The organism is Gemmatimonas sp. UBA7669 (assembly GCF_002483225.1).
In the GTDB taxonomy this organism is placed as follows: Bacteria; Gemmatimonadota; Gemmatimonadetes; order Gemmatimonadales; family Gemmatimonadaceae; genus Gemmatimonas.
This window is the reverse complement of record NZ_DLHL01000042.1, coordinates 1-14647: the sequence shown is the minus strand read 5'-3', so window position 1 is coordinate 14647 and position 14647 is coordinate 1. Positions and strand designations below refer to the sequence as shown.

The following is a 14647-nucleotide window of genomic DNA, read 5'->3' as shown; positions in this document are numbered from 1 at the left end:
CGACGGCGCGCCCGTTCGGTGACGAGGGTCACATGCTATCTTTTCACCATGCCCGGTGACCCAATTCGTCCGCTGACCATCGCTCTCTGCCAGTTCGCGCCCCGCAAGGGCGACGTGGCCGGCAACCTTGCCCGTATCGGTCGCCTGTGTGCGCAGGCCTCGGCCCTCGAGCCACGCCCACAGGTCGTGCAGTTTCCCGAAACGGCCCTCTCCGGCTACTTCGTGGAAGGCGGCGTACGCGAGGTCGCCTGCTCCGCTGGCGCATTGGCCTACGATCTTGACGAGGCCTACCGCACGGCCTGCGCGAACGCCGGCCTCGACGCCGTGCCACTCGACGTGGTGATCGGCTTCTACGAACGCTGGCGCGATACGCTGCACAACAGCGCCGCCTACATCACCATGGGCCTCGATGACGGACCGCCGGTCATCCGTCACGTGCACCGCAAGAATTTCCTGCCCACCTACGGGCTCTTCGACGAAGAGCGCTTTGTGGAGCGCGGCACCGACATCCGCGCCTTCGAAACGCCCTGGGGGCGTGCCGCTCTGCTGGTCTGCGAAGACGCCTGGCACTCGTTGAGTGGCACCCTTGCCGCACTCGACGGCGCCCAGGTGGTGTTCGTGTCGTCGGCCGCTCCAGCACGTGGCGTCTGGCCTCGTGATGACGGCGTGCCCGGCCCCTACAGCGCCGCGCGCTGGGAGCGCCTCATTCGCGACATTGCCGAGGAGCACGGCGTGTACGCGAGTTTCGTCAATCTCGTGGGTACCGAGGGTGGCAAGCGCTTCTTCGGCACCTCACACCTCGTGGGCCCCGGTGGCGACGTGCGCGGCCGCGCGCCGGTGTGGACGGAGAGCTTTGTCTCGCTCACACTCGACCTCGACGATCTGGTGCGCGCGCGGGCCGACAGCCCGTTGCTCAGTGATCTGCGCGTCGCGCTGCCGCATGTACTGGACAACGTCCGACGAATTACCGACAGCGTCAATGTTCCGCTTTCGTACGACGGGCCGGAGCCGGCTGCCGCCGATCTGCTGCGTGGCGCGCGGGGGTTCACCACCGGCGAATTCCCGGTGCCCACCGAGGCCCTCAAGCGCGCCGAGTCGGTGGTGCGTGGCCTGCCCGAGCAATTGCCGGTCATCCGTCACGGCATGCGCGACCATGGTGGCCCGCCGCCACTCACGCTCGATGCCGCACTCACCGAAGAGTGGCTCACGGGCTTTCTGCGCGACGAGATGACCCGACGTGGCTTCGGCAAGGCCGTGGTGGGCATTTCCGGTGGCGTCGACTCCGCCGTCACGGCCGCGCTGGCGGTGCGTGCGCTCGGTGCCGAGAACGTCATCGGGGTACGTCTGCCGTATCGCACGTCCAGCACCGAGTCGCTTGAACACGCGCAACTGGTGATCGACGCGTTGGGTATCGAGTCGCGCACCATCGACATTTCGGCGGCCGTTGATGGCTATCTCGCCAATGAGCCGGATGCGGATGGCGGACGCCGTGGCAACGTCATGGCCCGCACGCGCATGATTGCGCTCTTCGATCTCTCCGCGCGTTATCGGGCCCTGCCCCTTGGCACGGGCAACAAGACCGAACGGCTCTTCGGTTATTTCACCTGGCACGCCGACGATTCGCCGCCCATCAACCCCATCGGCGATCTGTACAAGACGCAGGTGTGGCAGCTCGCGCGGCATCTCGAAGTGCCGGACGTCATCGTCAGCAAGCCGCCCACGGCAGACCTGATTGTCGGCCAGACCGATGAGAACGATCTCGGCATTTCCTACGCGCGCGCCGACGAGATTCTGAACGGCCTGTTGCACGGGTATTCGCACGAGGCCCTGCTGGCGCGTGGGTTCGGCGAAGACGAACTGCAGCTGGTATCCCGCCGACTCAACGGCACGCACTGGAAGCGCCGTCCGCCCGCGACCGCACTGGTCAGCCAGTCCGGCATTGGCGAATCGTACCTGCGTCCCGTGGATTACTGATCGTCATGCGGTCGATCCCGCCACATGGCGGCGGGATCGACGCTGGCGAGCTGCACGCAATAGGCAGCAATGCGCTCCACCGCCTGTGCCACAAATGCTGCGCCACGTTCGGCCGTGGCCTGGGCCGGATTACCCACACCGGTGTCATCCGTAACCTGCGTCCAGCGACGCGGCATCCAGGCCCATCCCGCGCGCACGCCATCGAACACGCTTGGCCGCGCATGGCCGTCGCCCCAGCTCGCGCGATCCGGTTGCACGAGCTGTGGTGCCACGTGCAGCATGGCGGCCGTTTCCAGCTCTCCGGCGTGATCCCCGGCCTCGGCAAAGTGCGCATGGTCACCGGCCTGCCACCAATTCACGATACTCAGCACCACGGGCGTTGAAGGCTGCAGTTCGCGCACGAGGGCGCGCAGCTCATTGCCACCATGGGCATTGAGCAGCACCAGTGCGCGAACACCGTGAGGCGCAAGACTCTGCACCACATCGCGCAACAGCGCGAGCTGCGTGCTCGGCATGCAATTGATGGTGAACGGCAGATCGAGTTGCGTGGTGTTGACGCCGAACGGCAGCGCCGGCAGTGTGGCCACGTTTACCCCCCGCGACAGACAGGCCGCGGAGACCTGCGCCGCCACATGCGAGCCAAGGATGGTGTCGGTCCCGTAGGGCAGATGGGTGTTGTGTGGCTCAGTGGCACCAAACGGCAGCAGTGCGACGGGCCATGGCCCCTCACGCATGGCGGGCCAGGCCTGCTCCTGCACCACACCGGGGCGTGGTGCGTATGCCGGTCGCTCGCTCACCGACCCTGCCCCAACGCGGCAAAGGTGTCGCACTGCCGCGGATCGCCCGACTCGAAGCCGCGGCGAAACCATTGCCGGCGTTCCGCAGAGGACCCATGGGTGAACGATTCGGGACGCACACGGCCACCACCCATCTGCTGCAAGCGATCATCACCCACGGCCGCGGCGGCATTGAGTCCCTCGTCGATGTCACCCGCTTCCAGCATGTTGGCGCGTGCTGCGTCGAAGGCCCACACGCCCGCGTAGCAGTCGGCCTGCAGCTCCATGGCGACCGACAGACGATTGCGCGCACCGGGGTTCTCGCCTTGCAGGCGACGCACCTGCTGTTCGGTGCCCAGCACGTTCTGCACGTGGTGCCCCACTTCGTGCGCCAGCACATAGGCCTGCGCAAAGTCACCCGGCGCGCCGAACTGCGCGTGCAACTGATCGAAGAACGCGAGGTCGATGTACACGCGGTCATCACCCGGGCAGTAGAACGGTCCGGTCGCCGATTCCCCAAGGCCACAGGCCGAGGGTGTGGCGTTCCGGAACAGCACCAGCCGCGCCTCACGATAGCGCGGAATGTGTCGCTGCCAGGTGGACTGTGCGCTGTCCAGCACCATCGATACGAACTGCACGAGGTCTTCTTCGGCGGGGTCGTTGACGGGCGCGGGACTTGCCGCGCCGCCGGGCGACATGGCCGACGGCGCATTGCCGCCCACCGCGCCATCCAGCCCGCCCATGACCGGCGTAATGAGATCGCGCTTGAAGATGAGACTGAGCACCAGCAACAACACCATGCCGCCCAGTCCAAGACGCATGCCGCCGCGTGGACCGCCGCCCATTCCGCCACCGCCCGCACCACCACTCGCGCCACGACGATCTTCGAGGTTGCGGCTACGTCCGCCGGGTATCCAACGCATGGGTGACTCGGGAATGGGGGAAAGTCGGGTAACTCAGCGTAACGCTCAGCGTAACGTTCAACGTGCCGAGCGCATGGTCACGAACTCGACGTCATCGGCACCAACCGCTCGCAACCACACCAACACTTCCGGCATCCGCTCCGGGGGGAAGGTGCCGGATGTGCCGACGATGCGCCGACGCAGCGTCAGGATGCGGCCTGACTGACTCCACGCCGACTCGTAGCTGCCAAAGAAACTCACGGCGCGCACCGGTGCCGGCAACTCGGCCACCCAGCCCTCGGGGAGTGTGACCTGCCACTCGATCAGGCTTTCGTTGGGGGGCAAGAGACGCGCGGCATCAATGGGGAGGCGCCGTGCGGGTGACGACTCCAGACTGCGCACGGCGGCCGCGAACTGCCGCGCCGGCCCACGCAGCGGCGGCGGGACCTGGAGCACGCGCGCGCTGCCCACGCTGCGCACGGCGCGATCGTATTGCACGCGATAGCGCAATCGCGGGGTAGCCGACAAATCGCGTCCGTCGAACCCCTCGAGGGCGGTGATCTGCACGTTGTCCAGCACGCCGCTGCCAATGCGTTGCGCCATGCCGCGCATGAGTCCATCGCGGCGCGCCGAGTCCGGTGCGGCGGCCATCACGGCGCGCATGGCCAGCGCCATGTTGCCGCGCGCCGTTTCCTCACTCGTGCCCTCGGCGTGGCCCGAACTGTCCACCACCACCTGCATGCGCGTGCTCGTGCCGTGTGCACCTGCCGGTGCGACCGGGATGGTGATGGGTCGGGCTGATCCATCACCCGCCACCTGCAGCGCGAAGGCGCCCTGATAGCTCACCGGCAATTCACCGTACGGCACCAGCTCCGCGGTGAGATCCGTGAGTTGCCAGCCACCATCCTGCGGGACGGCAGCAATGGCGTGATTGAACTGCAGCACGCTGGGCACATCGGCCAGCGGACGGCCCGCCGTCGACAACAATACCGGCTCGGCCTTGATACCCGCATGACGCAGCAGCGCCACGAACAACGTGGTTTTGTCCTTGCAGTCGCCGACACCGGACTGCAGTACCTCGTCGGGCGTTCGTGGCTGATAGCCCCCGAGCCCCAGCGAAATGGAGACGTATCGGACATCCTGCGCCACCCAACGGTGCCACGCGCGCACACTGTCCTGCCGAGTGCGCACGGCGGCGGCACGCAGCACCGAGTCGGCGCGTGTAAGGACGGCCGGTGTGAGCGTGTAGCGTGTGCGAGCCAGGGCATCATACCAGCGCGAAACCGGTGTCCAATCGCCGGCGGGTCCCACCACCACGCTGGGCACCACGTCGTTGGAATCGGCGGCAAAGGGTTCGGCACGTAGCGGCGGCGGGTCGCTCAGCGTCCAGCGTAAGACGCGGCGGCCGGCGGAGTCACGCTCCGTGCGCCGTGTGGTCAGGTTGCGCTCAATCACACGCAGCGGCATGGCCGATGGCGCGTCCACTTCGAAAATGGATTGCCGAACCGGTGCCGGCCCACTTTGCGTCCAGCGCGCAAACACATCGCCAGGCCGTGGTGGCGTGCGTTGCGTGACCGTGTACGACATGTCGATGATGACTCCGGCTGCGACGCCAGCCAGTGACAGCCGCCGCACACGCTGTCCGGTGTAGATGGGCGCGTTCATGGATACCGGCACCTCGGCATCCTGCGACTGGGCCACCGAGTCGCTGAGTACCTCGCCGTTCGGGCGCAGCACGCGCACCCAATGCAGCGTGAGTTGCTGCATGCCGCCGTGATAGCCGATGGCGCGTTCGGCCGCGCCGCGCACGGCATTGGCGTCAAGCACCTGCACCACCTGACGCAGGGTCGTCTCCGATCGCCCGTCGGCTTCCACGCGGTAGCGCCGCTCGTCGAGCAGCGCCACAAACGGCACCCCGCGCACCCGCGAGCCATCGACGGCCAGACGTACGATGCTGTCCGACGGGGCCGATGGTCGGCTCTGCGCCGGGAGTGCCGGCACGCTCAGCAGCAGAATCAAACCGAGCCGCACTGCGGCGCCTCGGCCCACCAACAAACGCAGGCAGCGGGTCATGAGGAATCATAACCCGCCACCGGCAATCTGCTGTTCATCGCACTGCGACCCGCGCACTGCGACCCGCCTACAGGCGCAGCAGCAATGCCGTGAGCAAGAGCAGAATGAGCAGTGTCGAACCCGACACGAAGGGACGCAGCGCGCCACGCATGCTCAGGCCGCCATCCGATCGTCCGGTTCCGCGAAGGCCAGACTCACCGCGCGTCTGGCCCCACGCTTGAGCGCGCGGGTCACGTTGCGCGCGTAGCGTACGAAGTTGGCACCAGCCCAGGGGTGACGCGCAAAGAACTCAAAGGGCAGCAGATCACCCTTGAGTCGATTGCAGGGCGCACAGGCCGACACGAGGTTGCCGATATCGTGCGCGCCACCGCGCGCCACGGGAATCACGTGATCGAGTGTGGCCGTGCGCTGATCGAGTCGCGTCGCGCAGTACACACAGCGCTGACCACAATCTCGCAGGGCGCCTTTGCGCAGCGCCTGTTTTCGGGCCACCTGTCCCCGAAACGACGACGCCCCGGCTGCGGCGCGAGCGCCGGAGGCGGGGCGGGATTGGGCAGAGGGGCGACGACGACGGCTCGGAAGGAGCCGGACGCCGGACGAGCGGGGCAATGCCCCGCCGGACCGTGAGCTACCGCGAATGGAGCGCATCATCCTCCTGGGAAACCAAGTGGACACGCCAGCGACTGCTTCGCGACTATAGGGTCACGAACCTGCTCTCGTCAAGAGTGGGGTGCGCCTTTCACGGTCCTTGTTGCCAATCAGATGTCCAACAGTTGCCGAGCAGTCGGTATTCAGTTGCGCAGGGGGTCGCGCAACTGGCTGCCGATGCGCGCGGCCATGGCGTCGAGCTGCTGGCGATTGGGCATCACGGAGCCCGGGAACGGCAGCGGCACGTCGAAGCCATCGCCATCACGACGCGGGATCAGGTGGATGTGGTAGTGCATCACGTTCTGGCCGGCCGCAGTGCCCGAGTTGACGACGATATTCATGTCGCTGGCCCCGGCCGATGCCTGCACCACCGGGATGAGCTTGGTGGCCACCTGGTATAGATGCAGCCCCACCGACCCCGGAATGTCCTGCAAGACTTCGTAGTGCTCGCGCGGGACCACCAGTACGTGACCGGGGTTCACCGGTTGAATGTCCATGAACGCGATGGCCGTTGCATCCTCGTAACATATGGAGACTTCGGCGGCGCCCCGGATCAGGTCACAGAAAATGCAGTGACCGGACGAAGGGACGCGGGGAGCGGTGGGCGCGTGCATGGGTAAGGTGGGGCGGCAGGTGGGACATTGTGCGGACCCTGTCAACCTGCCGAAAACGGCAGCGGCCGGCAACCAGTGAGCGTATCCCAATCGTCCCCGCGCGGAAATCGGTCGCCGGCGCCCCCATTTGGGCTCCAAGTCCGCTAAATTTCCAGAGTTCGTCGCATAATCTTCCGTTTTCATCGAGCAAGCCGATGGCCACTTCGACCCGTCCGAGCCGAGCCCGCAAGGGTGACGCCGCCGAGCCCGCGCTGACGACTTCCCCTCTCAGCCGCGAGCAGCTCCTCGACGCCTACCGCGTCATGTACACCTCGCGCCGGCTCGACGACAAGGAGATCCAGCTCAAGCGGCAGAACCGCATTTTCTTCCAGATCTCCGGCGCCGGCCACGAGGCCATCGGCACCGCAGCGGCCATGGCCCTGCGCCCCGCCTACGACTGGTTCTTCCTCTACTACCGCGATCGCGCGCTCTGCCTGCAGCTCGGCATGACGCCGGCCGAAATGCTCTACAGCGCCGTCGGCGCCGCCATCGACCCCAACTCGGGTGGCCGCCAGATGCCGAGCCACTGGGGCCACAAGGCGCTCAACATCGTCTCCGTGTCCTCCCCCACCGGCACGCAGTTCCTGCAGGCTGTGGGCAGCGCCGAGTCCACGCTGCGCGCCAGCCAGATCGAGATCGGCGACGACAGCTTCCCCGGCGATGACGTCACCCTCGTGACCACCGGTGACGGCACCACCTCGGAAGGTGAGTTCTGGGAGTCGCTCAATACGGCCACCAATCTCAAGCTGCCGGTGGTCTATCTCGTCGAGGACAACGGCTACGCCATTTCGGTGCCCGTTGAAGTCAACACGGCGGGTGGCTCCATCTCCAAGCTCGTCTCGTCCTTCCCTGGCCTCTACATCCAGGAAGTGGACGGCTGCGATCTGCTGGCCTCGTACGACGTCATGCAGCGCGCCGTGCAGCACGCGCGCGAGCGCAAGGGCCCGGCCCTCGTGCACGCCAAGGTCATCCGCCCCTACTCGCATTCGCTGTCCGACGACGAGGTGTTCTACCGTCCGCAGGAAGAGCGTGATGCCGACGCGGCGCGTGATCCGCTGGTGACCTTCCCGCGCTATCTCGTGGAGCAGGGCCTCGCCACCGAGGCGGAACTCGAGGCCATGCGCGAAGCGGTGGACGCCGAAATTCTCGCCGCCACCGACGACGCGCTCGCGCAGCCGCAGCCCGCGCCCGAGACCGTGCCCTTCGGCGTGTACTCGCCCGACGTGGACACCACCTCGGAGCGCTTCGACACGGAAGACGACCCGCAGTTCAGCGGCGAGCCCACCACCATGGTGGACCTGCTCAACGCCTGCATGCGCGACGAGATGGCGCGCGACGAACGCATCCTCGTCTTCGGTGAAGACGTGGCCGACGTCTCGCGCGAGCAGTACCTCGGCAAGGTCAAGGGCAAGGGCGGCGTGTTCAAGGTCACGCACGGTCTGCAGACGAAGTTCGGCAGCGCGCGCGTGTACAACTCACCGCTCGCCGAAGCCAACATCGTGGGCCGCGCCATCGGTCTCGCGCTGCGCGGCTTCAAGCCCGTCGTCGAAATCCAGTTCTTCGACTACATCTGGCCCGCCTTCATGCAGCTGCGTGACGAGCTGGCCACCATGCGCTGGCGCTCCAACAACGCCTTCAGCGCGCCGGTGGTGGTGCGCACCACCTACGGCGGCTACATCCGCGGCGCCATCTACCACTCGCAGACGGGCGCGTCGCTGTTCACGCACAACCCCGGCCTGCGCGTGGTGTGCCCGAGCAACGCGCTCGACGCCAACGGCCTGTTGCGCACGGCCATTCGCGGCGATGACCCGGTCATCTTCCTCGAGCACAAGCACCTGTATCGACAGACGTACAACAAGGGCCAGTACCCGGGCCCCAACTTCATGATTCCGTTCGGCAAGGCGGCCGTGTTGCGCGAAGGCAGCGACATCACGCTCGTCACCTACGGCGCAACGGTGCAGCGCGCGCTCGTGGCGGCCAAGCAGATCGCCGAAGAGGGCGGCCCGAGCGTGGAAGTCATCGACCTCCGCACGCTCTCGCCCTGGGACGAGGAAGCCGTCTACGCCTCCGTTCGCAAGACGGGCCGCGTCATCGTGGCCACCGAAGACTCGCTCTCGTGGGGCTACGGTGCCGAAATCGCCGCGCGCATTGCCGACGAGTGCTTCGCCTGGCTCGATGCGCCCGTGCGCCGAGTCGCCAGCGCCGACACCTTCGTGGGCTACGCGCCCTCGCTCGAGGACGCCACGCTGCCGCAGGTGGAGACGTTCCGTCAGGCCTACGTGGATTTGGCAGCGTACTGAACTCCGTCGTAGCCGCGTACTGAAGTACCAACAACTCAAAACCCGAACTCAAAACCCGGAACTGATCAGTTTCGAGTGTTGGGTTCGGGTTTCGAGCTTTGGGTAGTCGTAACCCCGAACCCAAAACTTGAACTCAAAGCTCAGAGCTCACCGGACTGTCGGTCAGCTCTGAGCTTTGCGTTCAAGTGTCAGTTTCCAGTCGAGACGGTGCTGCTGCGGTTACGCCACCCGCTGCAACACGCGATCGACGTTGCGGCCAATCTTCTTCGCGCTACCAGCCTCCAACCGGAACTGCCCCACCAGCTCGGCCAGCATCTGCGCCTGACCCGCCAGCTCTTCACTGGCACTCGAGCTTTCTTCGGCGCTCGCCGCTACTCCCTGCGTGACGGCGTTCATCTGGCTCATGGCGGTGTTGACCTGATCCACACCCTCGCGCTGACCATCCGAGGCCTGCGTGATATCACCGACCGCCTCGTGCACCTTCTGCACCTGACGATCGATCTGGCCGAGCCGCTCGGCCACCTGGCGGGAAATCACACCGCCGCGCGCCGCGCGCTCCACGGACTGTTCGATGAGCGCAGACGTTTGCCGCGCCGCATCGGCGGAGCGAATGGCGAGCGCCCGCACTTCCTCGGCCACCACCGCGAAGCCCTTGCCCGCATCACCCGCACGCGCCGCTTCCACCGCCGCGTTGAGTGCCAGCAGATTCGTCTGGAAGGAGATCAGGTCAATGGTCTTCACGATCTGCGCCGTCTGATTGGCCGCCGTGCCGATGGCCTGTACGGCTTGCTCCAACTCGTTCATCGAAGCCACGCCGTCCTGCGTGACGTCGCGCGCTTCGCTGGCCAGGGCCTGCACCTGCCGTGCCGACTGCGCGTTGCGCACCGCCGCACCACCCAGCTCAGCGAGGCTGGCCGTTGTTTCTTCCAGCGACGCGGCCTGCTCGCTCGAGCCCTGCGCCAATGACTGACTCGTCGTGGCAATCTGGTCCGCCGCGCTCGCAATCTGGTTGGTGGACGCCGACACATTCGTCAGAGCGTCGGACAACGCGTCGATGGCCGCATTGAGCGAGTTCTTGATCTGCGCATGATCGCCCTGATATTCGCCCTGCACGCGGACCGTGAGGTCACGATCCGCAAGACGCGTGAGCACCGCCGAGGCCTCTTGCACCGGCAGGATGACGGCATCGAGCGTGGCGTTGAACCCCCGCACCAGTTCGGCGAATGCGCCCTTGAATCGGTCCGCATCGCCGCGCGTGGACAGTTGACCGGCTGTGGCCGCGTTGGCGAGCCGCGTGCTGTCGGCAATCAGTCCTTCCAGGGCGGCATGCAAGTGCACAAAGGACTGCCCGAGCACGTCCGCGTCCGAACGTGGCGTGGTCCGCACTGACAGGTCACCCGCCGCAAGGCGGGAAGCCGACTCGGCCAGACTGCGCTGCGCGTCCACCATGCTGGCAAAGGCCTGCGACAGGGCGCCCGTTTCGTCGGCCTGCGCGAGCGGTGTGATTGGCGTGAGATCACCCAGGGCCAGACGTCGTGCAGATGCGGCCATATCCTGCAGCGGTCGCCCGATGAGGCGGGAAAGGAACACACCCGCGACCAGCGCCAGGGCGACGGCAGCCACTACCACCAGCAGCGTCACCCACAGGGCGCGCGCAGCGGCCGCTTCGTTGGCGGCGGCCAGTGTGCCGGCGTCCGTCACCTTGGCCTTCTGAATGTCCTCGATGGCACCTTCCACAGCCTTGGCTTCACGCAACATGTCGCCGTTCATCAGCGCTCTGGCGCCGGCCGAGTCACCGGCCGCGGCCAGCGCGACGGTCTGGTCACGAAGCGGCACAAAACGCTGGCGGGCCGCATTGAGCGAATCCACCAGTTCCCGCATCTCGGCGCTCACCACGGTGGTCGTGAACAGCTTGATGGTGGTGTCGAGGTCCACCGTGAGATCGGCAATCACCTGCCGTCGCTCTTCGAGTTTCGCGGGTGATTCGGAATTGAAAAGCGCATCCCGGACGTTCACGCGGATGCGCTGGAACTGCTTGGCCACATGCCCGATCTGCGAGAGCGGCACCGTCATACGCTCGTACAGCACCTTGTCGGCAGCGGTCATGCGCCGCATGGTCACGACACTTTCAACCCCGACGGCCGCCGCGGCGGCAGCAAGGGCGAGGAAGGCCATCAGCAACTTGGTGGCGATTGGGCGATCGAGAAACCAGCGCAAAGGGGAGTCCGGAACGAGAACGGGTACCGCATCGTGCCGGAGGCGTCTTCGCCCCGCAGCGCTGCGGTACCCATCTCCGTATGTCGGCCCCTGAAAACGAATACTTTATCAGGGAATCCCGGACTGTCCGGTCCGAGGACAGCCCGACAGCACCTACTTCTTCTTGATCAGGCCCCCGAGGCCCTTCTTGAGCGCGTCCTTGGCGCTCGGCTTCTCCTCACCCTTGCCGTTCTTGGCCGCCTCGGCGTTCGCACTGTCCATCGAAGCCTTGGCGTCAGCCATCATCTTGGTCAGGTCGACCACTTCATAGCCCTTGGGGATCTCGAACATCGCCGCGTCGATGTCACCCGCCTTGAGATCGGTGACCTCCATGGTCATGACGTCGGTGGTCACCTTGCCCTTCTTGTCGGTCTGCGACGACCAGGTGACGGTCTTGAGCGGCATGCCCTTGCGGCCATACTCGGTGTTGTAGGCCTTGAGTTGCTCGGCGAGTTCCGGGTTGGTGCTGCGCACGCCGGAGCCGAAGGACTTGGCCCACTGCTCAAACGAACCCTGGCCGATGTCGATCTGCGCGATCCACTGATCGCTGGAATCGTTGCTCACGATCTTCTGGTCGGGCATCATCATGGCCTTGAGTTCCATGGTGCTGCTGTACCAGGTCCGCACCTTGCGCGTCTTGTAACCCAGTATGGGCTCGCCCGCACCCATGTCCTTGAAGCGGAACGACGTGTTGCTGATGGTCATCTTGAGCATGGGATTGTTCATCAGCGCCCCAAGCCCGCTGCCGAAGCCATCAGCCGTCATGATCATGGCCTGCTTGTCCTTCGGATTGACCACGATGAACTTCTGCGCGTCGCCCTGAATGATGACGTAGCCGTCCTTCTTGCCGAGCGGCGTCATGCCTTCCACATAGTCCATGCGGATGTTGCCATCCTGCATGCGCACGGTGGCGTACATGTTCGACGCTTCGCGTCGCCGCTTGTCGTCCGACGTGGACGTGACACGGTAGTTGAACGTGATGCCGGAGGCGCGCGGTGTGGCGGCCTTGGGCGGCGGCACGATCATGGCGGACACGCTGCGGGCGGATACGCTCAGTACGGCAGCGCTGAGAGTCACAGCGCCCAGCGCCATCATCGTTCGCGTCGCCCGGCGTCGGTGCAACGTGTTGGTCATTGCGAAGTCCTCGTGGTGGTGTGCGAAGGTGGTGCGAATACTGGAAACTTACGGCCGCACGAAGAGACTGTCGAGGAAACGCTTGGTCGCGAGGGTTGCGGGAATCACAGCGGTCCCGTGTGTGAGCGTGCTGCCCACATTCACCGCCGCCACCGACTCGGTGCCACGCGCCTGCATGATGCCCTGTGCCGTGATCGCGTTCTGCGGCGGCACGTCGATGTCGGCCCCGCCGTAGTAGAGACGCACCGGCGTGTTCGGTTTCCAGTCATACACATCATTGTCCACCAGCGCCTGCCAGAAAAGATCGTTGGTATCCACGGCCAACTTCGTCACAAAGCTGGTCACCAGGAGGTCCTGCGGCGTACGCGGAAGCGTGGCGAGCTGAGCGTCCGTTGCCGAACCATTCAGAATGGCGTTGGTCACGGTGACGGCTTCAGGACGCACGAACTGCGACAGGGCGCCGAGGTTGTACACGGTGGCCATCGAGCCGGTGATGAGCGCCGTGTAGCCTACGGCCGGCGGATACGGCGGGTTGAGCAGCAGCGCCGTGCGCACGGTACCCGACAGGTCATAGGGCCCCGACATGCCGGCCGCGCCACGCACCGGGAACTCCGTGGTGTAATTGCGTTCGAGTTCGCGCAGCACGCCGAGCGCCACCGCGCCCCCCTGCGAATAGCCGGTCACAAACAGACGATTGCGATCGACACTCACGCTGCGCTGCGTGGCCAGTGTGCGCGCCGCGCGCATCAGGTCGATGGCCGCCGACGCATGCGTCTGCTGATGCAGATAGAGCTGCACACCGGTGCTGCCGCCGAGTCCGAGGTAGTCGGGCATGACGACGATATGCCCATCGGTACCGAACACCGTGCCGAACACACGGCCTTCGGCCGCAAACGGATTGCTGGGCACATTGTTGCGCGCGGTGACCGTGCCATGCATGTAGGCCACCGTAGGCAGCGCCGCCGTGGCGCCAACAGGCAGATAGACTGCGCCCGTGGCCTCAGTGAGTTGTCCGTTGAGGCCCGGCGTGCGATAACGCACCGTGAAGCCCTGGACGTCGAAGCGCGGCGTGAACACCCCCGCGCCGCCGGCACCGGCAATGACCGCGCCCGCTTCGATTCGTGTAATGACCGCCGGGAACGGCGTGGCGCTCACCAGCTCGCCGCGCCCGGTGGCGTTGGGCGCCACCACCGGCGGCTTTTCCAGGGTGGGCCGCGAAGGCCCCGGGTTGGGCGCGGTGGTGCTGTCGCTACCGCAGGCGGCAACCGCCAACGCCAGCGCGAGTGAGGCAAGGACGGCCGGACGGCGACCGGTCAGGAGGGATCGGGGGGCGACACGCAGCATGACATTCCTCTCGGGGAGAACTGAGGCCCGGGACCTGGGCGACGAGGCAATGTATCTACGGGTGGCCCCGGCGTGCGGTGTCACCCCCGGCCCTCACATCGTCCGATCAGTTTTGGCGTGGCTCAGGGCCGTGGCCGCGGGGCGGCAGGAACACTGTCCGGCAGACTGGCGGTAAGTCGGAACTGCCCCTCCCGTTTCCACAGCGCCAACTGCACCCGGGGAGCGGCGGGGTCGAGCTCCGAAAGAGCCAGGGCCTCGAACTGCTGGGTGGACGTGAGCGCGTTCAGACCCGGCAGCACCACCGGACGTGTCCCGTTCGAGACCCCGATGGGCACCAGCGCGTGTCCGCGTTGGCCATCCGACTGAAAAGGCCGCACGTCCAACAGACTTTCAAAGTCGCTGAGGCGCACGCGGAGGGGATCGAAGTTCGCGCTGCGGAATGCTGACGTCGTCAGCTGCCAACCGGAACCGCCGTTTACCTGGTCTCGTCTCAAGTCCACACGTATGCCCCGGCCCCGATAGAGGGTGCCCTCGCTCCATGTCGTCGCGGTCAGCGAATCCGCCTTTAGCAGGGTGCTGAGAAAGCC

General features: G+C 66.1%; 11 protein-coding genes and 1 pseudogene. 3 read left to right on the top strand and 9 right to left on the bottom strand.

Annotation, left to right across the window (positions count from 1 at the left end; all coding sequences use genetic code 11):
* Nucleotides 1-48: 48 nt before the first annotated feature.
* Nucleotides 49-885, top strand: a pseudogene (locus tag B2747_RS20255) (nitrilase-related carbon-nitrogen hydrolase); the annotation flags it as partial.
* A 258-nt stretch (nucleotides 886-1143) separates the two neighbouring features.
* Entirely contained in the window at nucleotides 1144-1974 is an 831-nt protein-coding gene (locus tag B2747_RS20250) for an NAD+ synthase (protein WP_414652194.1), read from the top strand.
* On the opposite strand, the gene B2747_RS11060 is transcribed toward B2747_RS20250, so the two are convergent.
* The 5 genes from B2747_RS11060 to B2747_RS11040 all read right to left on the bottom strand — a co-directional run bounded on the left by B2747_RS11060 (nucleotide 1968) and on the right by B2747_RS11040 (nucleotide 6987).
* Nucleotides 1968-2771, bottom strand: a complete 804-nt coding sequence (locus B2747_RS11060; RefSeq protein ID WP_291160499.1) for a creatininase family protein — start codon at nucleotides 2769-2771, stop codon at nucleotides 1968-1970. The genes B2747_RS20250 and B2747_RS11060 overlap by 7 nt on opposite strands.
* A complete protein-coding gene (ypfJ, locus tag B2747_RS11055) occupies nucleotides 2768-3673 on the bottom strand; it encodes a KPN_02809 family neutral zinc metallopeptidase (protein ID WP_291160496.1) in 906 nt (301 codons plus the stop codon). The genes B2747_RS11060 and ypfJ overlap by 4 nt, the downstream gene beginning before the upstream one ends.
* A gap of 57 nt (nucleotides 3674-3730) precedes the next feature.
* Nucleotides 3731-5725, bottom strand: coding sequence for a DUF3857 domain-containing transglutaminase family protein (locus tag B2747_RS11050; protein WP_291160490.1), 1995 nt, complete (start codon nucleotides 5723-5725; stop codon nucleotides 3731-3733).
* A gap of 153 nt (nucleotides 5726-5878) precedes the next feature.
* Complete coding sequence (locus tag B2747_RS11045) at nucleotides 5879-6217, bottom strand: HNH endonuclease (RefSeq protein WP_291160485.1); 339 nt, start codon at nucleotides 6215-6217, stop codon at nucleotides 5879-5881.
* A gap of 299 nt (nucleotides 6218-6516) precedes the next feature.
* Entirely contained in the window at nucleotides 6517-6987 is a 471-nt protein-coding gene (locus B2747_RS11040) for an HIT family protein (RefSeq protein WP_291160481.1), read from the bottom strand.
* Nucleotides 6988-7181: 194 nt separating this feature from the next.
* On the opposite strand from B2747_RS11040, the gene B2747_RS11035 reads away from it, so the two are divergent.
* A complete protein-coding gene (locus B2747_RS11035) occupies nucleotides 7182-9326 on the top strand; it encodes an alpha-ketoacid dehydrogenase subunit alpha/beta (RefSeq protein ID WP_291160478.1) in 2145 nt (714 codons plus the stop codon).
* Nucleotides 9327-9545: 219 nt separating this feature from the next.
* Here B2747_RS11035 and B2747_RS11030 read toward each other — a convergent pair whose 3' ends face one another.
* The 4 genes from B2747_RS11030 to B2747_RS11015 form a co-directional block, all read right to left on the bottom strand.
* Nucleotides 9546-11543, bottom strand: a complete 1998-nt coding sequence (locus B2747_RS11030) for a HAMP domain-containing methyl-accepting chemotaxis protein (RefSeq protein ID WP_291160476.1) — start codon at nucleotides 11541-11543, stop codon at nucleotides 9546-9548.
* Nucleotides 11544-11696: 153 nt separating this feature from the next.
* Nucleotides 11697-12608: a DUF4412 domain-containing protein gene (locus tag B2747_RS11025; protein WP_291160794.1), complete on the bottom strand. Its 912-nt coding sequence runs from the start codon at nucleotides 12606-12608 to the stop codon at nucleotides 11697-11699.
* A gap of 156 nt (nucleotides 12609-12764) precedes the next feature.
* Nucleotides 12765-14060, bottom strand: a complete 1296-nt coding sequence (locus tag B2747_RS11020) for a lipase family protein (RefSeq protein WP_291160474.1) — start codon at nucleotides 14058-14060, stop codon at nucleotides 12765-12767.
* A 122-nt stretch (nucleotides 14061-14182) separates the two neighbouring features.
* On the bottom strand, nucleotides 14183-14647 hold a 465-nt coding region (locus B2747_RS11015; protein ID WP_291160472.1), incomplete at its 5' end, for a hypothetical protein.